A 24,208-nucleotide genomic window follows, 5' to 3' on the forward strand; every position below is an offset into this window, starting at 1 on the left:
AAACCGCGCCGAACGCCCATTGAGCCAAGGCCCTTTGATAATGCGCAACCCCGTCGATTCCGTGCCACCCCTGCCCCGCATCTACGCCCTTGACCCTCAAGCGGCGGAACAAAGCTGGGACAGCGCCCCGCAATTGCTGGCAGCGCTCAATGCTGCGCGGCTGGGGGCATGGTGCTGGGAAATCGACACCGGCCGCATCAGTTGGTCACGGGGCACCCAGGCGTTGTTTGGCTTTGACCCACGCCAGCCACTGCCCAAGGACCTGGACTACCTCGACCTGCTGGCTCCTGAAGACAGCGCCCGCGTGGTGCGGGCGTTCCATGCGGTGCTGGCGGGCGAGCCGTTCGAACAGGCCATGCATCACCGTATCCAATGGCCGGATGGCAGCCTGCATTGGCTGGAAATCAACGGCAGCCTAGCGCCGGACAAGGCGGGACGGCGCCGTATGATCGGAGTGATCCGCGAGATCACCCACCAGCGCGACCGCGAAACCGCCCTCAGCCACTCCGAAAAACGCTTCGCCACGCTGTTCCACCTGTGTCCGAACATGGTCCTGCTGACCCGCCAGGCCGACGGGCTGATCAGCGAAGCCAACCAGTATTTCGAAATGCTGTTCGGCTGGCCGCTCACCGACGCCATCGGTCGCACCACCCTGGACCTCGGCCTGTGGCGTCACCCGGAGCAACGCGCGCAGTTGGTCAAAGCCACCCAGCGCAAGGGCGAGCCGATCACCATGGAAGTGCAGTTTTGCGCGAGCAACGGCCAGATCCACGACGGCACCCTCAGCGCGCAGAAGGTCGAGCTGGAAGGCGAGGCCTACCTGATCAGTACCTTTCTGGACACCACCGAGCGCAAAAACGCCGAACAAGCCCTCAAGGACAGCCAGGAACGCCTCGACCTGGCCCTGGACTCGGCGCAACTGGGCACCTGGGACTGGCACATCCCCACCGGCATGCTTTATGGCTCGGCCCGCGCCGCCCAATTGCACGGCCTGCCGCCGGAACCCTTCCATGAGTCGTTCGATGCGTTCTTCGAAGGCATGCCCGATGACGAGCGCGAGAGCATGCGCAACGCCTACCGCACCCTGCGCGAAGGCCCGGCGGGCAACTATCAACTGACGTATCGCGTGCCCATGGAGGACGGCAGCTCGCGCTACCTCGAAAGTCGTGCGCGCCTGTACCGCGACGAGCACGGCGCACCGCTGCGCATGGCAGGCACCTTGCTCGACATCACCGACCAGGTCGAACGCGAACAACGCCTGACCGCCTCCGAAGAAAAATTCGCCAGCCTGTTCCAGGCCAGCCCCGACCCGATCTGCGTCACCTGCCTGGACAGCGGCGCGTTTATCGAGATCAACCCCGCGTTTACCCAGACCTTTGGCTGGACGGCCGCCGAAGTGATCGACAAGAGTGCCGAGCAGATTGGCCTGTGGGACGAATCCAGCAAGCGCCTGCAACGGATCGAGAGGGTGATCCGCGAGCAGGCGCTGAGTAATGTGGCAATTGTGGTGCATCACAAAAATGGCCAGGCGCTGACCTGTGTGATTTCCAGCAGGCTGATTAAAGTGGGCGATCAGCCATGTATCGTCACCACCTTGCGCGACATCACTCAGCAACAGCGCTCGGAAGCCGCGCTCAAGGCCAGCGAAGAGAAATTCGCCAAGGCCTTCCACTCCAGCCCCGATGCGATTTCCATCACTGAGCGCGACACCGGCCGCTATGTGGAGGTCAACGATGGTTTCTGTCGCCTGACCGGCTATCGCGCCGAGGAAGCCATTGGGCCTGACCCTCTACCAGATCGGCATCTGGGCCGACGAGAACCAGCGTGCCGCGCTGCTGGCCGAATTGCAGATCAAGGGTCGTATCCATCACCTGGAAATGCTCTGGCACAACAAACGCGGCGAGTTACTGGCGGTAGAAGTCTCGGTTGAACCCATCACCCTCAACGAAACCCCGTGCCTGCTGCTGACCGCACGGGACGTGAGCCTGCTGAAAAACGCCCAGGCGCAGATCCGTCACCTGGCCTATCACGACCCGCTGACCAACCTGCCCAACCGCGCCCTGTTGATGGACCGCCTGAGCCAGCAGATCGCCTTGCTCAAACGGCATAACCTGCGCGGCGCGCTACTGTTCCTCGACCTTGACCACTTCAAGCACATCAACGATTCCCTCGGCCATCCGGTGGGCGACACCGTGCTGAAGATCGTCACCGCCCGCCTGGAAGCCAGCGTGCGCATGGAAGACACCGTGGCGCGCCTGGGTGGCGATGAGTTCGTGGTGCTGCTCAGCGGCCTGGATGGCACGCGCACGGAAGTCAGCCGCCAGGTCCAGGAACTGGCCGACACCTTGCGCGAGTTGCTGTCGGAGCCGATGTTTCTGGATGGCCATCGCTTACAGGTCACGCCGAGCATTGGCGTGGCGTTGATTCCCGATCACGGCTCCACGCCGGCGGACTTGCTCAAGCGTGCCGATATCGCCCTTTACCGCGCCAAAGACTCAGGGCGTAACACCACGCAGATGTTCCACAACAGCATGCAAAAAACCGCCAGCGAACGGCTGCGTATGGAGACCGACCTGCGCCTGGCCCTGTCGCGCGGCGAGTTCAGCGTGCATTACCAACCGCAGGTGGATGCGCGGGGCAACCGGATCGTCGGCGCCGAGGCCTTGGTGCGCTGGCAGCATCCGCAACTGGGGGCGCAATCGCCCTCCGAATTCATCAAGGTGCTGGAGGACAGCGGCCTGATCCTTGAAGTCGGCACCTGGATCCTCGATGAAGCCTGCGCCGCCTTCCAACAGTTGATCGCGGAAGGCCTGGTCGACCCACTGAATTTCAGCCTGTGCGTGAACATCAGTCCTCGGCAGTTTCGCCAGAACGACTTCGTGGAGCGGGTGGAGCGCAGCCTCAAGCAGCACGAACTGCCATTCAGCCTGTTGAAACTGGAAATCACCGAAGGCATCGTGATCCAGAATCTGGACGACACCATCAGTAAAATGCGCCGCCTGAAAAAACTCGGCGTGAGCTTTGCGATGGATGACTTCGGCACCGGCTATTCATCACTGACCTACCTCAAGCGCCTACCGGTGGACGCGCTGAAGATTGACCAATCCTTCGTGCGTGACGCCACCCATGACCCCAACGACGCCGAGATCATCCGCGCTATTGTCGCCATGGCCCGCAGCCTGAACCTGGAGGTGATTGCCGAAGGCGTGGAAACCCAGGACCAACTGGCCTTCCTGCAGGGCCTGGGCTGCCATTTGTACCAAGGGTATTTGCACAGCCGACCGCTGCCCATGATCGGATTCAGGGAACGCTTGCTCGCGGGAGATGGGCGGGGTTAAACCAGCGTCAAGGCGTGACCGTCCTCTCGCATCCAGTGCGAACCGTTCAAGTCACGCTTGTCTCCATAAGCATCAAGGGCACCGTTTACCACGACAACGGAATGCCCGAAGTTCGCCAGGGTGCCTGGCACGCCTGACGCCAGTTCCTCCACGCTGCTTGCGCGAGTGAATGCATACAAGCCAAGGCGTCGTAACGCATCGCCCGGGACTTCCCCATCATTCAACGTTTTGAGGGCGGCATTGAAGCCAGCGCCGGCGCGAAACTCATGGTTCTCCAGTTGGGCACGCTTGGCACTTGCGCCATACAGGAACACCGCATCCTCAATCAGGCCTTTATCCGTTCCATGGAAGTTGGCAGCCTCTCGTGCCTGGCTCAGCTCGGCATGAGTGAGGCGCACCGTGCAACCATCACGCATGGCGATGCTGAAACCTTCTGGCGTTTCAGTGACACGCTTGAAGATCCCCAGAGGGTTTTGTCCATACTTCATCATCGCGGCCTTGATTGCGGACACCGTGACACAGTTACCCTCCACACCTTGATAGAAACCGCTCCAGATATCCGCGGGCTTGACCCCCACAGGCACCGTCGACAACTGCGCAGGCTTACCGTGGGGGTCGACCGGGACGTCTTCGGCAAGCTGGTAGCCATAGTCCTTGGTGACTGACGCTTGTTCACCGTTGCTATGCTTGATGCCATCCACGACAAGCGCGCCTGAATAGTTGAAGGTAGGGGTGACGCCGACGCTGCGGGGTTCTCGTAGTTTGTCCGGCGGCACAACTCGCAAAAAGCCAGTCAGCCCCATGCCCTTCAAGACGTTGTAAAGGTGCTCTCCGCACAAAGTGCTCGAGAGCACGGCATCAAACTCAGCATTGCCTTCAACCTGTTTGCGCTTGGCAAAGGCCGCCAGCATGAAATTGGCATCGGCGACCTTTTGCACATCTGGCCCGGAAAACCTTGACGCTGCGCCAGTGCGCTGCAACTCCTGCTTTGACAGCGTCACTTCAAACCCGTCTTTCATAGTGACGCTGTACCCCGTAGCGGTCGCCTCGACACGCTCAAACATATCGGAGGGCGACGGGCCAAACCTGAGCATCATCAGCTTGATGACCGCGGCATGGCTGCTGAGGTCAAAGACTTCGCCGAATTTTCGTGGGCCCTCAATGAAGCCCTGCATCACCCCAGCGGCCTCGGGTAGGTCCTTCGAGGTGGCCGGGTCAACCTTGGGTACGACGATAGGCGCAACGGGGGCCGGGACCATGGGAGGCTTCGGTGCGTTATCGCTCATCAACGTATACAGGTAGGCTCGATCCGGTGAGCGCTCCCCGCCAAATTGATGCGCCTTGCCGGCATAAATCAGGGATGAACCTGCGTCATAGCTGTCTGCTACGCCTTCCCCGCCCTCAGCCACAACCGTTGCGGTGGCTACATGCTGAAGATGACGGGATAACCCCATACCTTTGAGCATGTTAAAGGTCGTTTCACCTTGCAGAGACTCCGTCAGCATCGACTGAAAATCGGGTAGATCCGGCGTACTGCCGCGCTCGAGTTGTTTACGCTTGATGAACACTGCCAGCGCAAAATGGGCACTGTCCAACACATCATCACTGCCGGTAAAACGCGATGCAGACGCTGCCTGTTGCAGTTCCTGTTGGGATAGATGCAGCCAATAACCATCTTTCATGGTCACGGCGTAAGCCTCACCGTTGCTCCGTACATTGGTGAACATATCGCCAGGGCTTGGGCCGAACTTGAGCATCATCAACTTGATGACGGCGCTGTGTGAACTCGCGTTGAAATGCTCGCCAAAGCCCCTCTCCGGCACATCAAAAGCTGGAATGCGAGACGCTTCAGGGTGGCTTGATAACTGCTGCGCAAGGGGATTTGAGCGCGCGAAAGCTCCAATTGCAAACGTACTCATATCGTTCACTCTTTTCTGAAACAGTGGGAGAGTTCAAGCCCGGAAGCTCGGATCAGGCGAGGTGATCAGATCAACGCAACGGCCTGTCCATCCCTGGGTCGATTGCCTTTGCGCCCGTATAACTCCTCGCAACCCTCCACGACGGCAACTGAATGTCCGCGCCTATTGACCATACCGATCAAAGACGGGTCAGCGAATTCACTCACCTTGACCCTCTTCATGTGGTCCTTCAACCCTAGCCTCAGGAAGCCTTCGCCAGGCTTGTTCCTGTCTTCGTCTTCTCCATTATTGAGCGTCGTGATCGCCGCATTGAAACTTCTGCTCGCCCATCCGTCGTTGTTCTCCATCTGCGCACGCTTGGCGGAACAGGCAAACAGGAAGTGGGCATCCTTGAGCATTTCTGGATCACTCATGCCCACAAAGTTGGAACCGCGAATAGCCGCCTGCAACTCGGCCTTGCTCAGCGTCAATTCAAACCCGTCACGCATTACAACTTTATAACCCTGCTCATTGGCCTCCACAGACTTATAAATATCCTTTGGGCTTTGACCAAACTTCGCCATCGCCGCCTTGATGGCGGAAATCGTTACGCAATTACCATTACTTCCCTGGCGAAAACCAGTCCAGATGTTGTTGGGCTTTTCACCTTTGCGTTTGTTGGAGAGCCCGGGAATGTGTTCGTTTCGCTTGTCTGTCAGCGTCGCGTCGTCAACGGGTTTCACGTGGGGTTGCGGAATGGGTACGTCGTTGTTTTTCGGCACCGGCGGGCGTACGCCTTTATCCAAGATGGCCTGCAACTGGTTGAAGAACTGCATGAACAAGTCCTTAAGCATACCCAACACGGCCTCGGGGTCTGCGGTATTCCCGATATTCCTAGGCTGCGACGCTGCGGGTGAGGCCTGTGGCGCAGTGCGCAAACTGTTTCGGCTGGCAGAATCGAGTGAAGCGCTACCTGAAAAACCTGACGCGCCATAAGGATCAATAGTGGGTCGTGTAATAGGAAGATGTTTGATCGACAACATGACTTCATACCTCATTGAGGAGGCTCCCTGACCGCATCGGCCAGGGAACGATCATTACAGTGGTGTTTAACGCTTCAAGGCAGCAGGCTCAGAAGCGTGAGCGGAGGCTGGACCTGGAGAACCGGCTATGGGAGTGCCTGGCGAAGTCGTCCGCCAAGTTATCGGGTGCGGGGGATGTAATCTCCGGCGTGGGTTTTGCGTCGATCTTGGGCGTTACCACCGGCGGTGGTGTGGGTTGCGCATCGACCTTTGGCGTTACCGCCGGCTGCGGCGTGGGCTGTGCATCGACCTTTGGCGTTACCACCGACGGCGGCGTGGGTTGTGCATCGACCTTTGGTGCCACCACTGACGGCGGCGTGGGCTGCGCGTCGACTTTCGAGGTGAGCCGGGGTTGTGGCGGGTTTTTTTCGTCCGTATGCGGGCAATGACAGTTCTGCACCTGCACAGTCACGTTGATATCAGACGAAAGCTTATGCTGCTGTGCAACGTCGGTGGGGGTAGTCGTTACCTGCTTGGCATTGAGTTTACCGTCCGGCGTGACAGTCACTTGCGCAGGCCTATCTGGCGTGACGCGTGTATCTGGATTGGGCTCCACCTTTGCCTTGGCGTCTGCTTGCGGCATGACCTTGGGTTGCACTCCCGTATCCATGGCAACCTTGGTATCGGCACCGGGCATCACTTTTGGCTTGGTATCGACTTCGGCTGTGACCTTGGGTTGGACGCCTGCATCCGTAGCAACCTTATTATCAGCAGCTGGCATCACTTTTGGCTTGATATCCGCTGCAGGCGCTCTCTTGCTCTGCGCCGCCGTATCTGCAACGACTTTGGCGTCCGGGCCTGGGTTCACCTGGGGCTGAGCATCCGCCTCACCGGGCAACTTGGGCAGCACCCCCATACCGGCGAGCATGCTACGCATCGCCTTGACCGCGAACTCAAACATGGCAAACAACTTTTCCAACGACTCCTTATTCATCGGCACATGAGTGTCTTTAGAGGCGGGATTAGTGTCCTTCAGAAACTTATTTACACTGTCCATCGAAGGAGACAACTCAGGTGTTTTATCCGTCTGCACAGAGGACTGATTAAGTTGAGCGTAACCTGTATTCATCGGCATGAACTGTTGGGTCGAGACATTAGACATCTTCTTATTCCTATGACTTTGCCCAACTCCTGCGGCGGCAGGAGAAAGACAGCTATTGACAGGGTGTGTTAAACAACGGCGAGTTCGAAAAACTCGTAAGATTCGTGGGGCGTAACGACAATGAGTTCCGAAAAAACGCGGCTTATATAAGGAAACCAATTGACTGCCAGGGGTGTTTACCTATGGACAAACCGAGCAAAACCCAGGCTGCGTAAGCCCAAAGCGCTTCCTGGAGTGGTAACTTAAGGCAACACCCTCTGAGCAAAGTAACTTAAAGAAAACAACACGTTCGCCTTACAAGCGAAACCTATGTTAATTGACGCGCACACAAGTACTTTATTGCACACCAAAAAAATAACAGGAAATTAAAACTTAGTTGCAGTCAAACTCAAACACTCACAGACACTTGCATATATCTCGAAATAACACTTCACCCGCTTTAGCAATACAGCGACTGAAACCTACTCCAGGTGGTAGACAATGACGCCAAACGTACTTTTCAGACAAAAAAAAGGCACCTTTCGGTGCCCTCTATCGCAATGGTTGAAACACTTATATATGTAAACCTAATCTTGCAGCGCGACCGACTGTTCACGCTCACCGGGCATCCCCAGCAAACGCCCGACCTGCTCCAGGTCGGTTTCCCTACGCATCAGCGTAAACAACTCCACCGCCTCAGGGTAATTGCGGGTGAGCATCGCCAGCCATTGCTTCAAACGCCCCGGCGCCTGACGCTCAGTCAGTTGCGCCACCGATTGGGTCCAGAAATCCTGAAGCATGGGTTGCATTTCGGCCCAGGTCATCTCGATCACTTCCTCGCCTGCCCGCGCCGCAGCAATCTGCCGCGCCAGGTCTGGACGCGCAACCAAGCCACGGCCCAGCATGATGTCTTCGGCACCACTGACTTCTCGGCAGCGCTTCCAGTCTTCAACGCTCCAGATATCACCATTGGCGAACACCGGTACCTTGACCACGTCTTGTACGCGCGGGATCCACTCCCAGTGAGCGGGCGGTTTGTAGCCGTCAGTCTTGGTCCGCGCATGCACCACGATATGTGCCGCGCCGCCTTCGGCCAGGGCCGTGGCACAGACCAGGGCGCCGTCCGGGCTGTCGAAACCCAGGCGCATCTTGGCGGTGACCGGAATGTGCGCCGGTACGGCGCGGCGCACGTGTTCGACGATCTGGTTGAGCAGCTCCGGCTCCTTGAGCAGCACTGCCCCGCCACGGGACTTGTTGACGGTCTTGGCCGGGCAGCCGAAATTCAGGTCGATGACCTGCGAGCCCAGCTCACACGCCAAGGCGGCGTTTTCCGCCAGGCACACCGGGTCGGAACCAAGCAATTGCACGCGCAGCGGCACACCGGCGGCGGTATGGGCGCCGTGCAGCAGTTCCGGGGCGAGTTTATGGAAATACGCGGGGGTAAGCAGGCGGTCGTTGACGCGGATGAACTCGGTCACGCACCAGTCAATACCGCCGACACGGGTGAGCACGTCCCGCAGGATGTTGTCGACCAACCCCTCCATGGGCGCCAAAGCAATTTGCATGGAAAACACTCAACAAAAATCGTGGCGCAGTTTACTGGGTTTCCTACAGCAACCGTTAACCCCCTGTCAGGGCGGGGCCATAACCGTCGAGAAATTCTGCAGGCATGCGCTTGGGCTTGCCGGTGGACAGTTCGATGCAGACAAAGGTGGTTTGCGCACGCAGCAGGGTCGCACCATCACGCGGGCGGACCAGCTGAAAGCGCCGGGTCATCTTCAGGCGCTGGTCCCAGTCGACGATCCAGGTGGCCAGTTGCAGCTCGTCGCCTTCATAGCCGGCGGCCAGGTAGTCAATCTCGTGACGCACCACCGCCATGGCGCGGTCCAGGCGGCGGTATTCGGTCAGGTCCAGGCCCAAACGCTGGGAATGACGCCAGGCGCAGCGCTCCAGCCAGGACACATACACCGCGTTGTTGGCGTGCCCCAGGCCGTCGATATCTTCAGGGGCCACCTGCAGATCGATGATAAACGGCGTTGCCAAATCCCAGCCCATGCCTTGCTCCCGGTCGATTAACGTAACCGGGGCAGTGTATCAGGCCGTTTGCCGCGCCTGTAGACGACGACCGGCCAGCAGCACCAACACAGCGTCGATCACGCGCGGATCGGCCAGCACTTTCTGGTGACCGCCCTGCTCCAGGCGCAGCAGACGGCTGTCAAACCAGGCTTCGTGAATAGCTTGAGAGGCTTTGACCGGGACGAACGTATCGTCTTCGGCGTGCACGATCAGGCCAGGGATATTCATCTGGTAATGGGCCACATCCAGATGCTTGAGCGGCATGCCAAAGGTCTGCTCGACTTCCTGGATGAACGCCGAGCGTGCCCGCGCCGGCAAACCGACCATTTTGGTGAAGCCCCGCAACACATCCAGAAAGCGTGACGGTGCGGCAATGCTCACTAACGCCTCGGTGCGCAAGCCCAACTGCACCGCCAGCATCGCACTGGCACCCCCCATGGAATGACCGATCACCGCATGCAGCGGCGGCAACTCGGCAGCGGCTTCGAGCATGGCACGGGCGAACAGCAGCACATGGGCTTCACGCCCTGGCGAACGGCCATGGGCGGGACCGTCGAGGGCAATCACCGAGTAACCGTTGTCGACCAATGCCGTGATCAGGCTGGCGAATTGAGTGGGCCGCCCTTCCCAACCGTGCATCAACAACACCGCAGGCCCCTGGCCCCAGCGCAAGGCGGACAGACCGAAGCGCAAGGTGATGCGCTCCGACTGCGCCAGCAGCGGCAGCTCCCAGTCACGCGGCGGCAGGTCGCGGGGTGTCATGAAGGCGCGGCGCATCTTGTTGGCCACCGTTTGCGGCGCCAGGTGCCCCAGGGTGCCGTTGAAGCGACGAATCCAGGTTAACGTGCCCATCATGACAGCCCTCTTCTAGCGCACGGCCGACTTGGCGGCGCGCAGCACACGGTCAGACAACTCACCCGGCCCCAAGGCGCGGGCCAAGGCCAGGCCACCGATCATCAGCGCCATGTCCGCCAGGGCTTTGTCGGTGTCTTCAGGGCTGGCGGCGAGTTGCGCAGCCATCAGCTCGCAATGCTCGTTCAGCGCCTGGCGGAACTCATCCGGCAGGCGGCTCATCTCACCGACGGTCGCCGGGATCGGGCAGGCCTGGGCGGTTGAGTCACGATGCTTGCGCGACAGGTAGAACGCCGCCACCAGGCTTCTGCGCTCCTCTCCGGTCAACTGGGCGTCCATGTCATCAATCGACGCACGACGCTTGGCCAGCAGCTGAGTGAAGGCCTCCAGCATCAGTGCGTCCTTGCTTTCGAAGTGCGCGTAGAAACCACCGACGGTCAGCCCCGCCGCGCCCATGACTTCACCCACACTCGGTTCGGCCGGGCCGCGCTGGATCAACGCGGCGCTGGCGGCCTGCAGAATGCGCTCGCGGGTTTGCGCTTTTTTATCGCTCATCATTGCCTCCGATGTTCATGGGTTGAATATTATTACCATAATAATATTTGACAAGCCACAAGCGTGACCGCTGGTCAGAAGAGAAGAAGGGGATGGAGGAAAGATTTGGCCAAACGCCAGACAAACAAAAGGGCCATTCAATAATTGAATGACCCTTAAAAATCCCGCAGAGCGGGTAATCGTGGCGTCCCCTAGGGGACTCGAACCCCTGTTACCGCCGTGAAAGGGCGGTGTCCTAGGCCACTAGACGAAGGGGACACAAACCTTCTGTACACTGATCAGGCTGAGACTGATCGATCCAAGGACGGTGTGGCCGGAACCTTGGAACTGTAAATTGGTGGAGCTAAACGGGATCGAACCGTTGACCTCTTGCATGCCATGCAAGCGCTCTCCCAGCTGAGCTATAGCCCCGGATTTTTCGTCTCGCGACGCAGCAGGCCTTGCGAACTGCTTGTTGAAACTGGCGTCCCCTAGGGGACTCGAACCCCTGTTACCGCCGTGAAAGGGCGGTGTCCTAGGCCACTAGACGAAGGGGACAAAACCTTCTGTACAACTGATCAGTGCTGAGAGCTGATCGATTCAAGGACGGTGTGGCCAGACCTTGAACCTGTAAATTGGTGGAGCTAAACGGGATCGAACCGTTGACCTCTTGCATGCCATGCAAGCGCTCTCCCAGCTGAGCTATAGCCCCTCATCGGTGAGGACGGGGCGAATCTTAATGGCGCTTTGGAAGTGTGTCAAATTTATTTTCAACATTTTCCAAAATTTTTTGCCGGGATAACAATCACTTACCGTCGAAACCCCGGAAAACCGGGGTTTCGCCGTTTCAACCGCGTGCTTAAGCGATAGCGCCCAGCAGCTTTTCCCACTCTTTGTTTTCTTTCTTCGACACACCACCAAGCAAATCAAGGGCTTGGCGCAGACGGAAACGGGTCAAGTCCGGGCCGAGGATTTCCATCGCATCCAGCACCGACACCGAACTGGCCTGCCCGGTGATCGCGGCAAACATCAACGGCATGGCATCGCGCAATTTCAGTTCCAGGGATTCCACCACCGCCTGGATCGTCGCGGTGATCGCATCTTTCTCCCACTGGCGCAGGCTTTCCAGCTTCCACAGGATCAACTGCATCAGCTGGCGAACCTGGTCACCGGAGAGTTTCTTCGACTCGAACAGCTTAGGATCCGGATTAACGCCCCCGGCAAAGAAGAAACTGGCCAACGGTGCGACCTGGCTGAAGGTCTCCACCCTGCCCTGCACCAGCGGCGCGATCTTCATCATGTATTCAGGGTTCAGTGCCCACTGCTGCACACGGCTGGCGAATTCTTCCACCGGCAGGTCACGCAGCCACTGGCCGTTGAGCCACGACAGTTTCTCGATGTCGAAGATCGGCCCGCCGAGCGACACACGGGACAGATCAAAATTGTCGACCATTTCCTGCAACGAGAACTTCTCGCGCTCGTCCGGCATCGACCAGCCCATGCGGCCCAGGTAGTTGAGCATCGCTTCCGGCATGAAGCCCATGCGCTCGTAGAAGGTCACCGAGGTCGGGTTCTTGCGCTTGGACAGCTTGCTCTTGTCCGGGTTACGCAGCAGCGGCATGTAGCACAGCTGCGGCTGTTCCCAGCCAAAGTACTCGTAGAGCAGGATCAGTTTCGGCGCCGATGGCAACCACTCTTCGCCGCGCAGCACGTGGGTGATGCCCATCAGGTGGTCGTCGACCACGTTGGCCAGGAAGTACGTCGGCAGGCCGTCGGTCTTCATCAGCACTTGCATGTCCATGCGGTCCCACGGGATCTCGACGTCACCGCGCAGCATGTCCGGCACCACGCACACGCCTTCGCTTGGCACCTTCATGCGGATCACGTGAGGCTCGCCGGCGGCCAGGCGCTGGGCCACTTCTTCTTTCGACAGCAGCAACGCGCGGCCGTCGTAGCGTGGAGTTTCGCCACGGGCCTGTTGCTCGGCGCGCATCTGGTCCAGCTCTTCTGCGGTGCAGAAGCACGGGAAGGCATGGCCCATGTCGACCAGTTGCTGGGTGTACTGCTTGTAGATGTCGCTGCGCTCGCTCTGGCGATACGGGCCGTGCGGGCCACCGACGTCCGGGCCTTCGGCCCAGGTAATGCCCAACCAGCGCAGGGCATCGAAAATCTGCTGTTCCGACTCGCGGGTGGAACGCAGTTGATCGGTGTCTTCGATCCGCAGGATGAATTCACCGCCGTGCTGCTTGGCAAAGCAGTAGTTGAACAAGGCGATGTAAGCAGTGCCGACGTGGGGATCCCCAGTAGGCGATGGCGCGATGCGCGTGCGGACGGTGGTCATGGCAGGTCTCGAATGGGCGATAAAACTGAAAATTGAAACAAGGGGCGAATGGTAACAGCCCGGAGCACCCGGGCTCCAGCCTCACACCGCCAGCAGGCGCTCCCGCAACTTGCCGATCTCGTCCCGCGTCTGCGCTGCCGCCTCGAACTCCAGGTCCCGCGCCAATTGGTACATCTTCTCTTCCAACTGGCGGATGCGCTTGGTGATCTCACTCGGCGAGCGCAATTCGTTCTCGTACTTGGCGCTTTCCTCGGCTGCCTTGGCCATGCCTTTGCGCTTCTTGCTGCGCGAGCCCGGCACGGTGGCGCCTTCCATGATGTCGGCAACGTCCTTGAACACGCCCTTGGGCGTGATGCCATTTTCCAGGTTGAACGCAATCTGCTTGTCGCGACGGCGCTGGGTCTCACCAATCGCCCGTTCCATGGAACCGGTAATGCGGTCCGCGTAGAGAATCGCCCGGCCATTGAGGTTCCGTGCCGCACGCCCGATGGTCTGGATCAACGAGCGTTCAGAGCGCAAAAAGCCCTCTTTGTCCGCATCGAGGATCGCCACCAGCGACACTTCCGGCATGTCCAGGCCTTCACGCAGCAGGTTGATGCCCACCAGCACATCAAAGGTGCCCAGGCGCAGATCGCGGATGATCTCCACGCGTTCCACAGTGTCGATGTCCGAGTGCAGGTAGCGCACGCGCACGCCGTGGTCGGCCAGGTAGTCGGTCAAGTCTTCGGACATGCGCTTGGTCAGCGTGGTGACCAGCACCCGCTCTTCCAGGGCCACGCGCTTGGTGATTTCCGAGAGCAAGTCGTCGACCTGGGTCAGCGCCGGGCGGATTTCGATTTCCGGGTCGACCAAACCAGTCGGCCGCACCAGTTGCTCGATCACGCGGCCGGCATGCTCGGCCTCATAGTTGCCCGGCGTGGCGGACACAAAGATAGTCTGCGGGCTGATGGCCTCCCACTCATCAAAGCGCATCGGCCGGTTATCCAGGGCCGACGGCAAGCGGAAACCGTACTCCACCAGGGTTTCTTTACGCGAACGGTCGCCCTTATACATCGCCCCCACTTGCGGCACGCTGACGTGGGACTCGTCGATCACCAGCAGCGCGTCAGGCGGCAGGTAATCGTAAAGCGTCGGCGGCGGCGCGCCGGATTCGCGGCCCGACAGGTAGCGCGAGTAGTTTTCGATGCCGTTGCAGTAGCCCAGCTCCAGGATCATCTCCAGGTCGAAACGGGTGCGCTGCTCCAGGCGCTGGGCTTCCACCAGCTTGTTATTGGAACGCAGGTACTCCAGGCGTTCGGCCAACTCGACTTTGATGCCCTCAATGGCGCCCATCAGGGTTTCACGCGGGGTCACGTAGTGGCTTTTCGGATAGAAGGTGAAGCGCGGCAGCTTGCGGATCACCTCGCCGGTCAACGGGTCAAAGGCCGACAGGCTCTCGACTTCATCGTCGAACAGCTCGATGCGGATCGCTTCCAGGTCGGATTCCGCCGGGTAGATGTCGATCACATCGCCGCGCACGCGGAAGGTGGCACGGGCAAAGTCCATGTCGTTGCGGGTGTATTGCAGGCTGGTCAGGCGGCGCAACAGCTCGCGTTGATCGAGCTTGTCGCCGCGATCGACGTGCAGCACCATCTTCAGATAGGTTTCCGGGCTGCCCAGGCCGTAGATGCACGACACCGTGGTGACGATGATCGCGTCCTTGCGCTCCAGCAAGGCCTTGGTCGCCGACAGCCGCATCTGCTCGATGTGGTCGTTGATCGACGCATCCTTCTCGATAAAGGTATCGGAGGACGGCACGTAGGCTTCGGGCTGGTAGTAGTCGTAGTAGGAAACGAAGTACTCCACCGCGTTGTTCGGGAAGAACGCCTTGAACTCGCCGTATAGCTGAGCGGCCAGGGTCTTGTTCGGCGCCAGCACCAGGGTGGGTCGGTTGATCTGCGCAATGACGTTGGCGATGCTGAAGGTCTTGCCCGACCCGGTCACCCCGAGCAGGGTCTGGTGCGCCAGCCCGGCTTCGATGCCTTCGACCATCTGGCGAATGGCTTCCGGTTGATCGCCGGCGGGTTCAAAGCGGGTGACGAGCTGGAAATCCGACATAACGTACCTCGTGAAGTCACCCCAGACTCAAAACCGCCAGGGACGAAATAGCTCAGCAACCCGCGAATAATCATCGCAGGTTGCAGGAAAAAACCATGATAGCTGTAGAAGTGGTGGCGAATGTGACGGGTTTCAAGGCAATCGTCCTACACGCCTTTACCGATCAATGTTGCAATAAGACTAACGGTCAGCAAATAAACCGAAAAACTTGGCCGAAAAGCCGTTTCGGCTGTCGCCTCAGGCGGTGATGGTCTCTATACTAACTCCCCGTTTGTGCACCGCTCTAGTGCATTCGGCTGGAGCGCGACACGTCCCTCCTACCCCCCATAGAGCTGCCGCAAAAATGAGCCTGTTCTCCGCTGTCGAAATGGCACCACGCGATCCAATCCTGGGCCTCAACGAAGCATTCAACGCCGATACACGAACCACCAAGGTCAACCTTGGCGTGGGCGTTTACTGCAACGAGGAGGGGAAGATTCCACTCTTGCGTGCCGTTGCCGAAGCGGAAGCCATTCGCGTGGCGCAACACGCCGCACGTGGCTACTTGCCAATCGACGGCATCGCGGCCTACGACAAGGCCGTGCAAACCCTGCTGTTCGGCGCTGAGTCGCCACTGCTGAACGCTGGCCGCGTCACCACCGTGCAAGCGGTAGGCGGCACTGGCGCGCTGAAGCTGGGTGCTGACTTCCTCAAGCAGCTGCTGCCAAACGCCGTCGTCGCTATCAGCGACCCGAGCTGGGAAAACCACCGCGCTCTGTTCGAAACCGCCGGTTTCCCGGTGCAGAACTACCGCTACTACGACGCCGCCACCCACGACGTGAACCGTGCCGGCCTGCTCGAAGACCTCAACGCCCTGCCGCCGCAGTCCATCGTGGTGCTGCACGCCTGCTGCCACAACCCGACCGGCGTCGACCTGAGCCCGGCCGACTGGCAGAACGTGCTGGACGTGATCAAGGCCAAGAACCTGGTGCCGTTCCTCGACATGGCCTACCAGGGCTTTGGCGACGGCATCCACGAAGACGCCGCCGCCGTACGCCTGTTCGCTGAATCGGGCCTGACCTTCTTTGTGTCCAGCTCGTTCTCCAAGTCGTTCTCCCTGTACGGCGAACGGGTGGGCGCACTGTCCATCGTCGGCGACTCCAAGGAAGAAAGCGCGCGCATCCTGTCCCAGGTCAAACGCGTGATCCGCACCAACTACTCCAACCCGCCAACCCACGGCGCGGCGATCGTTGCAGCGGTACTGAACAACCCTGAACTGCGCGCCCAGTGGGAAGCCGAACTGGCCGAAATGCGCCTGCGCATCCGTGGCATGCGCGAGCAGATGGTGGCCGAACTGGCCAAGGCTGCTCCGGGCCACGACTTCAGCTTCGTCGGCCGCCAGCGTGGGATGTTCTCCTACTCCGGCCTGACCGTTGAGCAAGTCACCCGCTTGCGCAGCGAGTTCGGCATCTACGCCCTCGACACTGGCCGTATCTGTGTGGCGGCGTTGAACCAGTCGAACATTGATGCAGTCACAAAGGCAATCGTTCAGGTGCTGTAAACCTGCAGCTGTTGCACCAGAAGGGGAAGCCGATGGCTTCCCCTTTTTCGTCTCCAGCCCCTAGACTGAACCTTGACCGCCCCTTTGCTGTGAGAATGCTATGAGAAACGACGACCTGGACCTGCGCGCCGACCGCGACGAACTGCATGACTACGCTCCACGCGCACCGCAACCCAAGCGCCAGAAGAGCCTGGTGCTGCAAGTGGCACTGGGGGTCTTTCTGGGCGGCCTGGCGCTGTGGCTGGTGCAATTGGGTGCGACCGCACTGATGGCGAAGCTGGCGATGGGTACCCTGCAATTCGGCGGCTAAGCCGCACGAATCGCCCCCTGCTCCTCCAACAACTTCACAAAACTGTTCAAACTCTGCGACACCGTCCCCCGCCGCCAGATCAGCCAGGTGTGCAGGATCCGGAAGTTGTCCGTCAACGGCCACACGCTCACCGCCGTCGACCCCGGCATGCTGTCGAGCATGCTGCGTGGCATCAGCGCCAGGCCCGCGCCGGCGCTGACGCAGGCGAGCATGCCGTGGTAGGACTCGATCTCGAAGATCTTGCCCGGCACCGCGCCGTCCTGTGCAAACCAGCGTTCCAGGTGATGCCGGTATGAACAGTTGGAGCGAAAGGTGTAGATGCTCTCCCCGTTCACGTCCTGCCCACGGGTGATCGGCGCATGGTGCAGCGGCGCAATCACCACCATCTCTTCCTCAAACACCGCCAAGCCTTCCAGGGTTGCGTGCAGCAGCGGGCCGTCGACGAACGCCGCTGTCAACCGCCCGGACAACACGCCTTCGATCATGGTGCCCGAAGGCCCGGTACTCAGGTCCAGCTCGACCTTGGTGTGTTTCTGGTTGTACGCCGCCAGCAACGCCGGGATGCGCACCGCCGCCGTGCTTTCCAGCGAACCCAGGGCAAACGCGCCTTGGGGCTCCTCCCCCGCCACGGTTGCGCGGGCTTCCTGTACGAGGTCGAGGATGCGCCGCGCATAACCCAGGAAATTCCATCCAGCCGGTGACAGGCGCAGGCGGCTTTTCTCGCGGATGAACAATTCCACACCCAAGTCCTGCTCCAGTTGCTTGATGCGCGTGGTCAGGTTCGATGGCACCCGATGAATCAACTGCGCGGCGGCGCTGATACTGCCTTGCTCGGCAACGGCCTTGAAGATTTCCAGCTGCACCAGATCCACATCATTCTCCAATCGTGAACGTATTGCTTAATATTATTCAGTTTCCAGAAAAGAGATAGCCCCGTACGCTGAACCCCACTTAATTCACTCAGCAGGACGGTGCCATGAACGCGACTACCCACGCCCTCTCGATCAACCCGGCCAACGGCGAAATGGTCGGCAGCTACCCGTATGAAACCGCGCAGCAACTGGACGCCGCCCTCGACCGCTCCACCCTCGCCTTCCGCGCCTGGCGCCGCCAGCCCGTCAGCCAGCGCGCCGAACTGCTGTTGAGTTTGGCTTCTGCCCTGCGCGAACAAGCCGAAGACATGGCGCAGATGATCACCCTGGAAATGGGCAAACCCATCGCCCAGGCCCGTGCCGAAATCGAAAAATGCGCGCAACTCAGCGAATGGTACGCCGCCCATGGCCCGGCCATGCTCGCCCCGGAACCGACCCTGGTGGACAACGGCAGCGCGCAGATCGAATACCGCCCGCTGGGCCCGATCTTCGCCGTGATGCCGTGGAACTTCCCGGTGTGGCAAGTGCTGCGCGGCGCCGTGCCGACGATGTTGGCCGGCAACACCTATGTGCTCAAACATGCGCCGAATGTGATGGGCAGCGCCTATCTGATCCAACTGGCATTCCAGAAGGCCGGTTTCGCCGATGGCCTGTTTGAGGTGGTCAACGTGACCAACGAGGGCGTGTCCAAGGCTATTGCCGACCCGCGCATCGCCGCCGTCACCCTCACCGGCAGTGTGCGTGCCGGCGTCGCCATCGGCTCTCAGGCCGGTGCCGCGCTGAAAAAATGCGTGCTGGAGCTGGGCGGTTCCGACCCCTTTATCGTGCTCAACGACGCCGACCTCGACGCCGCCGTGCAAGCCGCGCTGATCGGTCGTTTCCAAAACAGCGGCCAAGTCTGCGCCGCCGCCAAACGCCTGATCATCGAGGAAGGTGTAGCGCAAGCCTTCACCGCCAAATTCCTGGAGGCCAGCCGTGCCATGGTCATGGGCGACCCAACGTCAGCCACCACCTACATCGGCCCGATGGCGCGCTTTGACCTGCGCGACGAGTTGCACGGCCAGGTCCAGGCGACCCTGGAAGAAGGCGCGACACTGTTGCTGGGCGGCAATAAAGTGCCCGGCGCCGGTAACTACTACGAGCCGACCGTGCTGGCAGGCGTCACCGACCAGATGACCTCGTTCAAACAGGAACTCTTCGGCCCGGTCGCTTCGATCATCACCGCACGCGACGCCGACCACGCCGTGGCCCTGGCGAATGACAGCGAGTTCGGCCTCACCGCGAGCATCTTCACCACCGACCCGGCCAAGGCGCGCGATATCGCCAACCAGCTGGAAACCGGCGGTATCTTCGTCAACGCCTTCAGCGTTTCCGACCCTCGGGTGGCGTTTGGTGGGGTGAAAAAGAGTGGTTTCGGCCGCGAGCTGTCGCACTTTGGCGTGCGGGAGTTCTGCAACGCGCAGACGGTGTGGCTGGACCGCAAGTAACACGCTTGGGTGGCGCGGGAAAGGGTCGTGGCTATCGCCCTCCCAGCCCCGCCACCAAGGCTTCCAGCACCACACTGACCTTGGGCAGCGCCTGGCGATTCCTGACCCAGGCCAGCCTGATCGCAGCCCCCTCGGTGGCCAGCTGCGGCAGCACCTCAACCAGCTTGCCTTCCTCCAGCGATGGCCGGACCACCCACGACGGCAGTTGCACGATCCCACAACCGGCCAACGCAGCCTGCATCAAGCCGTCGCCATTGCCGATCACCAGGTGCGGCGCCATCTGCCAATGACGTGAAGTGCCCTGTTCACCGGCGAAGTTCCAGGGGCTGACGCGACCGTCCACCCAGCCGTAGGCGAGACACTGATGCCGTTCAAGCTCACGCTCGCACGTCGGGGTGCCATGGTTCGCCAAGTAATCCGGCGAGGCACACAACGTATGCCATTCGTGCGCGAGCACACGCTGTTCGATCGTTTCTGGCCAGCCCTGCGCTTCACCGACACGCACCACCAGATCCACACCCTCCTTGAAGGGGTCCACTAACCCGTCGCTGAAGGAAATGTGCGGCACCAAGGACGGAAAAGCCTGCAGCAAAGGCAGCAGCACCGGCAACACCCGCACGCGCCCAAACACATTGGGCAGATCAATGCGCACACGTCCACGCGGCTCGCTTTGCTCGGCGCGCAGCGACAGCTCGGCCTCCTCCAGGTCAGCCAGCACCCCCGTACAGGTACGGTAAAACGCCACGCCGGCCTCGGTGAGGGACAAGCGCCGCGTTGTGCGCAGAAACAGTCGAGCGCCCAGGCGCGTTTCAAGCCGCGCGATGCTTTTGCTGATGGCCGAGGCAGTCAGGCTCATTTTCTCGGCAGCGGCGGTAAAGCTGCCGTAGTCCGCAACACACACAAACACATCAATCCCTTTCAAGCGTTCGGAAGAAAACATGCACGCCCCGCATTTGTGAATTCAGGTCAGCCAAGCTGGTAATTAACATCCTAAATCAGAATTCAACTCAACAGTAAGCTAGGGTCAATGAACCCGGTACTGAGGCTCGGATGCTGACCACGCTGAAAAACTACCCCTTGACCGTCAACCTGCTTCTGAGTGCGTCACTGGTGTTGACCCTCGCCAGGGCCATCACCTTGCCCTATCTGGTGATCTACCTGTCGAGCCAGTTCCAATTGGGCGTCGCCGACATCGGCCTGGTGATCGGCAGTTCGCTGATCCTCGGCTCATTGTTGAGCCTGTACGGCGGTTTCCTGGTGGACAGCCAGCCAGGTTACCGCTTGATCCTGGGCTGCTGCGCGGTGTTCACCTGCGGTTTTCTGGCAGCGTTTGCCGCACGGGACCTGTGGGTGTTCTACGCCTGCCTGGTCGCGATCAACCTGGCGTACGCCGTCATTGATATCGCGGTCAAATCAGGATTTGGCCGGCTACTGCCCGTCGATGCGCGCAGTGAAGCATTTTCGATCAAATACACCCTGACCAACATCGGCTACGCCGTCGGCCCTTTTCTCGGTGCGGGACTGGCCGCGCTCGCCATCAGTCTGCCCTTCCTGGCGTCGGCGATACTGGGCGCCGGTTTTTTTATCGTTTACGCCGTGTGGGGTGACAAGCACGCAATGCCCGTGGACACAAGCCAGCCCGGCGCGCCGTTCCTGGCGGTCGGCAAAGTGCTGCTCAGTGATTACCGGCTGGTGTGTTTTACCCTGGGCGGTGCACTCAGTGCCGTGGTGTTCGGCCAGTTCACCGCTTACCTCTCGCAATATCTGATCGTCACCACGACACCCGAAATGGCCTACCGGATAATCAGCAGCGTGGTGGCCACCAACGCGCTGATGGTGATCAGCCTGCAATACGTGATCGGCAAGCGAATCACCCATCAGCACTTGAATCTGTGGCTCGCAGGTGGATTGGCCATGTTCATCGTCGGCCTGGCGGGGTTCGGCTTGTCCACCTCGCTGATGTTCTGGGTGGTATCCATGGCAGTCTTCACGCTCGGAGAGATCATCGTGTTCCCTGCCGAGTACATGTTCATCGACATCATCGCCCCCGATCATCTGCGGGGCATGTACTACGCTGCGCAAAACCTGGGCAACGTTGGCGCGGCCCTGGGCCCGGTGCTGTGCGGGATGGTCTTGGCGACACACCCCGCCCACACCATGTTCTACATGCTCGCGCTGTTCGTTATCGCCGGCGGCTTGCTCTACAGTCTCGGTGCGTCGCTGGCAGGCAGGGTGAACGCTCCCACCTGAACCTCAGCAACGGACATGCCGACGTACGCACTGCACCAACCCGTCCAGCGCCTGCGATTTGACCGGCGCGAGCACGCAAACCGTGTGCTCGCGCTCGTCTTCCTTCACCGTCAGGGTGTAATGCACCTGGCCCGGATTACCGGGCGCAGGTGCATGGCTTTGCGGCAATTGAAAGAAATCGCACGCCTCGACAAGCCGCCGCAGTTCCTGCTGGTCTTGCTCCGGCAGCGCGTCCAACTCCACCGTCTGTGGCTTGGCCAAGCCCGGAAAATAACCGGGGCCGCCGTTTTCCTTGATCGAAATTTGCATGGCCGCTCCTCACGTCAGACAGAAATGCCGACCGCCTTCCAACCGTCCTTGACCGCCTTCTGCTCATCCTTGTTCGCGCCGTAGAGGCGGCCTGCAACATCGTAAGTGATGCGCGCAAAGCGCAGGAACCCCGAGTTGGGCCGCAGCCGCGCATCCCGCAGCGCGTCATACCAGATACGCCCGGCCCGTTCCCAGGCGAACCCGCCGAGCTTGGTCGCCACCTGATAGAACGCATGGTTGGGGATACCGGAATTGATATGCACCCCGCCATTGTCCTCGTAGGTGTGCACAAAATCATCCATGTGCCCCGGCTGAGGGTCCTTGCCCAGCAGTTTGTCGTCAAACGCCGTGCCGGGGGCTTTCATCGAGCGCAGGGCGGTGCCTTTGATCTTTTTGGTGAACAGTCCTTTGCCGATCAGCCAATCAGCGTCTTGCGCGCTTTGCTTCAAGGCATATTGCTTGATGAGCGAGCCGAACACATCCGACAGCGACTCGTTCAGCGCTCCGGACTGATTGAAATACATCAGCTTGGCCTCGTCCTCGGTGACGCCATGGGCCAACTCATGGCCAATTACGTCAAGCGCCACCGTGAAGCGGTTGAACAACTGCGCATCCCCATCGCCAAACACCATCTGGGTCGAGTTCCAGAAGGCATTATTGTAGTTCTGGCCAAAATGCACCGTGGCGTCCAGCGCCATACCGGCGTCGTCGATGGAGTTGCGATCAAAGACCTGGTCGAAAAAATCGAAGGTGGCGCCCAAGCCCTCGTAGGCTTCGTCCACCGCGGCATCACCGCTTGCGGGCTGCCCCTCACCACGCACCAGCGTGCCCGGCAGGCTGTCGGTGCCCTCGGCGCTGTAGATCGAGCGGCGCTTATCGGCGCCCATGGCCAGGGCCATGTGCGCCGGTCCTTTGGCAGGTTCGGCGACCATGCGCAACGAGCGGAAGGTTGTGTCTTTGGCGCGGGTGCGCAAGGCGACCTCACGTTGCGCTTTGTCGCCGTTGCGCGCGATCTGGTCGAGCATATAGGGCGGGATCAGGCAGAAAATCGGATGGCGATGCGGCTGACGAACACACATGGGCTGGCTCCAGCTGGCAGGTGAAAACGTTCGGGTCATCGATTCAGGATAGTCCCCAGGGGTTAACGCATGTCATCAATTGTCATTAACCTATGTTGCAGTCGTGTTTATCCAAGGAGGACTGACCGATGCCAGCACGTAAAACCAAAATCGACCTTGCATACCGCCCCAGGCTCGCTGACCTGCGCCCGTTGATCGCACCGAGCCCCACGTTGTTGGAGGCACGGGCGGCGACGCCACGCGTCACCCCCGCCAAAGACTTGAAGGGCCGGCGCGGCTACGCCGAGGACTTTCTCGGCAGCTTCGGGGTGCCCTGGCCCACGGTGGAAGAGGCCTTGGCGGAGGATGCACAGAAGCGCCTGGACTACACGCACTTCTCGATCACGATGTCACGCGCCAAGCGGCTTGCGCTGTATGTGGGCGTCAACATCGATGGTGGTCAGCACGTCGACATCATTCGCAGCAACGACGCCTGGGCCTATGACGGCCGCTTACCCATCGATGCGCAGGTGGGCGAAGCGCTGTATGCCAGCAATGGCCTGGATCGCGGCCACCTGGTCCGCCGGCAAGACCCCAACTGGGGCGACGAGGCGCAAGCCGCCAACCTCGACACCTTCCATTTCACCAACTGCTCGCCGCAGATGAGCGGGTTCAACCAGAAGACCTGGCTGGAGCTCGAAGACTACATCCTCGATAACACCCAACGCTGGAAAGCCCGCGCCACGGTGTTTACCGGCCCGGTGTTCGCCGACGACGACCGAATGTACCGAGGCGTACAGATCCCCAAGGCGTTCTGGAAAGTGGTCGCTTACCTCAGCGACAACGGCAAGCCTAGCGCGAGTGCCTACATGATTGACCAGAGCCGCGAGCTGGGCCAACTCGACCTGGTGTTCGGCCAGCTCAGGACCTACCAGCGCAGCGTGATCCAGATAGAGCGCCTGACCGGCCTGCGCTTCGGCAACCTGGCCGACTACGACGGCTTCAGCAACGAAGAGCGCGCCACCGGCACGCGGATTGAAGCGCTGATACGAGGGCCTGAAGACATTCGCCTATGACCCTCGC

General features: G+C 60.3%; 18 protein-coding genes, 4 tRNA genes and 1 pseudogene. 6 read left to right on the forward strand and 17 right to left on the reverse strand.

The genetic code is table 11. The features are described from left to right. Positions 1-40 precede the first annotated feature (40 nt). Positions 41-3,338 (forward strand): annotated as a pseudogene (locus tag AYR47_RS27545) (EAL domain-containing protein). Here the strand turns inward: AYR47_RS27545 and AYR47_RS27550 are convergent. From AYR47_RS27550 to uvrB, 13 genes are all read right to left on the reverse strand, one after another. Beyond that, positions 3,335-5,257 (reverse strand): hypothetical protein, encoded by a 1,923-nt coding sequence (locus AYR47_RS27550; protein WP_061449072.1) that lies wholly within the window; start codon positions 5,255-5,257, stop codon positions 3,335-3,337. The pseudogene AYR47_RS27545 and the gene AYR47_RS27550 overlap by 4 nt on opposite strands. 65 nt (positions 5,258-5,322) lie before the next feature. Next, positions 5,323-6,279, reverse strand: coding sequence for a hypothetical protein (locus AYR47_RS27555; RefSeq protein ID WP_237142512.1), 957 nt, complete (start codon positions 6,277-6,279; stop codon positions 5,323-5,325). 88 nt (positions 6,280-6,367) lie between these two features. Then, on the reverse strand, positions 6,368-7,420 hold the full coding sequence (locus tag AYR47_RS27560) for a hypothetical protein (RefSeq protein ID WP_061449074.1): 1,053 nt from the start codon (positions 7,418-7,420) through the stop codon (positions 6,368-6,370). A 566-nt stretch (positions 7,421-7,986) separates the two neighbouring features. Beyond that, positions 7,987-8,964 (reverse strand): tRNA dihydrouridine synthase, encoded by a 978-nt coding sequence (locus AYR47_RS27565; RefSeq protein WP_061449075.1) that lies wholly within the window; start codon positions 8,962-8,964, stop codon positions 7,987-7,989. A gap of 55 nt (positions 8,965-9,019) precedes the next feature. Beyond that, positions 9,020-9,454: an acyl-CoA thioesterase gene (locus tag AYR47_RS27570; RefSeq protein ID WP_033901813.1), complete on the reverse strand. Its 435-nt coding sequence runs from the start codon at positions 9,452-9,454 to the stop codon at positions 9,020-9,022. Between the two features lie 39 nt (positions 9,455-9,493). Beyond that, positions 9,494-10,327: an alpha/beta hydrolase gene (locus tag AYR47_RS27575; RefSeq protein ID WP_033901839.1), complete on the reverse strand. Its 834-nt coding sequence runs from the start codon at positions 10,325-10,327 to the stop codon at positions 9,494-9,496. A 15-nt stretch (positions 10,328-10,342) separates the two neighbouring features. Then, a complete protein-coding gene (locus AYR47_RS27580) occupies positions 10,343-10,882 on the reverse strand; it encodes a TetR/AcrR family transcriptional regulator (RefSeq protein ID WP_010209050.1) in 540 nt (179 codons plus the stop codon). Between the two features lie 182 nt (positions 10,883-11,064). After that, positions 11,065-11,140, reverse strand: a tRNA-Glu gene (locus tag AYR47_RS27585). 77 nt (positions 11,141-11,217) lie between these two features. Then, positions 11,218-11,293 (reverse strand) — tRNA-Ala (locus AYR47_RS27590). Positions 11,294-11,343: 50 nt separating this feature from the next. Beyond that, positions 11,344-11,419: transfer RNA gene (locus tag AYR47_RS27595), tRNA-Glu, on the reverse strand. 78 nt (positions 11,420-11,497) lie between these two features. Then, positions 11,498-11,573: transfer RNA gene (locus AYR47_RS27600), tRNA-Ala, on the reverse strand. 147 nt (positions 11,574-11,720) lie between these two features. Continuing rightward, positions 11,721-13,202 (reverse strand): glutamate--tRNA ligase, encoded by a 1,482-nt coding sequence (gene gltX, locus AYR47_RS27605; RefSeq protein ID WP_015884987.1) that lies wholly within the window; start codon positions 13,200-13,202, stop codon positions 11,721-11,723. An 81-nt stretch (positions 13,203-13,283) separates the two neighbouring features. Then, positions 13,284-15,299, reverse strand: a complete 2,016-nt coding sequence (uvrB, locus tag AYR47_RS27610) for an excinuclease ABC subunit UvrB (RefSeq protein WP_010209048.1) — start codon at positions 15,297-15,299, stop codon at positions 13,284-13,286. Between the two features lie 343 nt (positions 15,300-15,642). Here uvrB and AYR47_RS27615 point away from each other — a divergent pair, with 343 nt between their 5' ends. Beyond that, complete coding sequence (locus AYR47_RS27615; RefSeq protein WP_016979489.1) at positions 15,643-16,839, forward strand: amino acid aminotransferase; 1,197 nt, start codon at positions 15,643-15,645, stop codon at positions 16,837-16,839. 100 nt (positions 16,840-16,939) lie between these two features. Beyond that, complete coding sequence (locus AYR47_RS27620; RefSeq protein WP_028617133.1) at positions 16,940-17,149, forward strand: hypothetical protein; 210 nt, start codon at positions 16,940-16,942, stop codon at positions 17,147-17,149. Here the strand turns inward: AYR47_RS27620 and ptrR are convergent. Next, positions 17,146-18,021 carry a putrescine utilization regulator PtrR gene (ptrR, locus tag AYR47_RS27625; RefSeq protein ID WP_033901815.1) on the reverse strand — a complete coding sequence of 292 codons (876 nt, stop codon included), beginning with the start codon at positions 18,019-18,021 and terminating at the stop codon, positions 17,146-17,148. The genes AYR47_RS27620 and ptrR overlap by 4 nt on opposite strands. Before the next feature lie 104 nt (positions 18,022-18,125). Between ptrR and AYR47_RS27630 the strand changes: the two genes are divergently transcribed. Next, positions 18,126-19,508: an aldehyde dehydrogenase family protein gene (locus AYR47_RS27630; protein WP_061449076.1), complete on the forward strand. Its 1,383-nt coding sequence runs from the start codon at positions 18,126-18,128 to the stop codon at positions 19,506-19,508. 31 nt (positions 19,509-19,539) lie between these two features. Here AYR47_RS27630 and AYR47_RS27635 read toward each other — a convergent pair whose 3' ends face one another. Continuing rightward, positions 19,540-20,448, reverse strand: a complete 909-nt coding sequence (locus AYR47_RS27635; RefSeq protein WP_061449077.1) for a LysR family transcriptional regulator — start codon at positions 20,446-20,448, stop codon at positions 19,540-19,542. A gap of 110 nt (positions 20,449-20,558) precedes the next feature. On the opposite strand from AYR47_RS27635, the gene AYR47_RS27640 reads away from it, so the two are divergent. Next, complete coding sequence (locus AYR47_RS27640; RefSeq protein ID WP_061449078.1) at positions 20,559-21,758, forward strand: MFS transporter; 1,200 nt, start codon at positions 20,559-20,561, stop codon at positions 21,756-21,758. 3 nt (positions 21,759-21,761) lie between these two features. Here the strand turns inward: AYR47_RS27640 and AYR47_RS27645 are convergent, their stop codons facing one another. Beyond that, complete coding sequence (locus AYR47_RS27645; protein ID WP_033901819.1) at positions 21,762-22,067, reverse strand: protealysin inhibitor emfourin; 306 nt, start codon at positions 22,065-22,067, stop codon at positions 21,762-21,764. 14 nt (positions 22,068-22,081) lie between these two features. Beyond that, entirely contained in the window at positions 22,082-23,146 is a 1,065-nt protein-coding gene (locus AYR47_RS27650) for a M4 family metallopeptidase (protein WP_061449079.1), read from the reverse strand. Positions 23,147-23,274: 128 nt separating this feature from the next. Here AYR47_RS27650 and AYR47_RS27655 point away from each other — a divergent pair, with 128 nt between their 5' ends. Then, positions 23,275-24,201: a DNA/RNA non-specific endonuclease gene (locus tag AYR47_RS27655; RefSeq protein ID WP_061449080.1), complete on the forward strand. Its 927-nt coding sequence runs from the start codon at positions 23,275-23,277 to the stop codon at positions 24,199-24,201. Positions 24,202-24,208 lie beyond the last annotated feature (7 nt).

The organism is Pseudomonas azotoformans (genome assembly GCF_001579805.1).
GTDB classification, from domain to species: domain Bacteria; phylum Pseudomonadota; class Gammaproteobacteria; order Pseudomonadales; family Pseudomonadaceae; genus Aquipseudomonas; species Aquipseudomonas azotoformans_A.

What these genes read in the sequence shown, in the direction of transcription:
- AYR47_RS27575 (WP_033901839.1), bottom strand. Translation starts at nt 10,327, where the DNA reads ATGGGCACGTTAACCTGGATTCGTCGCTTCAACGGCACCCTGGGGCAC.
- AYR47_RS27630 (WP_061449076.1), top strand. Translation starts at nt 18,126, where the DNA reads ATGAACGCGACTACCCACGCCCTCTCGATCAACCCGGCCAACGGCGAA.
- AYR47_RS27615 (WP_016979489.1), top strand. Translation starts at nt 15,643, where the DNA reads ATGAGCCTGTTCTCCGCTGTCGAAATGGCACCACGCGATCCAATCCTG.
- AYR47_RS27560 (WP_061449074.1), bottom strand. Translation starts at nt 7,420, where the DNA reads ATGTCTAATGTCTCGACCCAACAGTTCATGCCGATGAATACAGGTTAC.
- uvrB (WP_010209048.1), bottom strand. Translation starts at nt 15,299, where the DNA reads ATGTCGGATTTCCAGCTCGTCACCCGCTTTGAACCCGCCGGCGATCAA.
- AYR47_RS27635 (WP_061449077.1), bottom strand. Translation starts at nt 20,448, where the DNA reads ATGTTTTCTTCCGAACGCTTGAAAGGGATTGATGTGTTTGTGTGTGTT.
- gltX (WP_015884987.1), bottom strand. Translation starts at nt 13,202, where the DNA reads ATGACCACCGTCCGCACGCGCATCGCGCCATCGCCTACTGGGGATCCC.
- AYR47_RS27620 (WP_028617133.1), top strand. Translation starts at nt 16,940, where the DNA reads ATGAGAAACGACGACCTGGACCTGCGCGCCGACCGCGACGAACTGCAT.
- AYR47_RS27655 (WP_061449080.1), top strand. Translation starts at nt 23,275, where the DNA reads ATGCCAGCACGTAAAACCAAAATCGACCTTGCATACCGCCCCAGGCTC.
- AYR47_RS27640 (WP_061449078.1), top strand. Translation starts at nt 20,559, where the DNA reads ATGCTGACCACGCTGAAAAACTACCCCTTGACCGTCAACCTGCTTCTG.
- AYR47_RS27565 (WP_061449075.1), bottom strand. Translation starts at nt 8,964, where the DNA reads ATGCAAATTGCTTTGGCGCCCATGGAGGGGTTGGTCGACAACATCCTG.
- AYR47_RS27645 (WP_033901819.1), bottom strand. Translation starts at nt 22,067, where the DNA reads ATGCAAATTTCGATCAAGGAAAACGGCGGCCCCGGTTATTTTCCGGGC.
- AYR47_RS27580 (WP_010209050.1), bottom strand. Translation starts at nt 10,882, where the DNA reads ATGAGCGATAAAAAAGCGCAAACCCGCGAGCGCATTCTGCAGGCCGCC.
- AYR47_RS27570 (WP_033901813.1), bottom strand. Translation starts at nt 9,454, where the DNA reads ATGGGCTGGGATTTGGCAACGCCGTTTATCATCGATCTGCAGGTGGCC.
- AYR47_RS27555 (WP_237142512.1), bottom strand. Translation starts at nt 6,279, where the DNA reads ATGTTGTCGATCAAACATCTTCCTATTACACGACCCACTATTGATCCT.
- AYR47_RS27650 (WP_061449079.1), bottom strand. Translation starts at nt 23,146, where the DNA reads ATGTGTGTTCGTCAGCCGCATCGCCATCCGATTTTCTGCCTGATCCCG.
- AYR47_RS27550 (WP_061449072.1), bottom strand. Translation starts at nt 5,257, where the DNA reads ATGAGTACGTTTGCAATTGGAGCTTTCGCGCGCTCAAATCCCCTTGCG.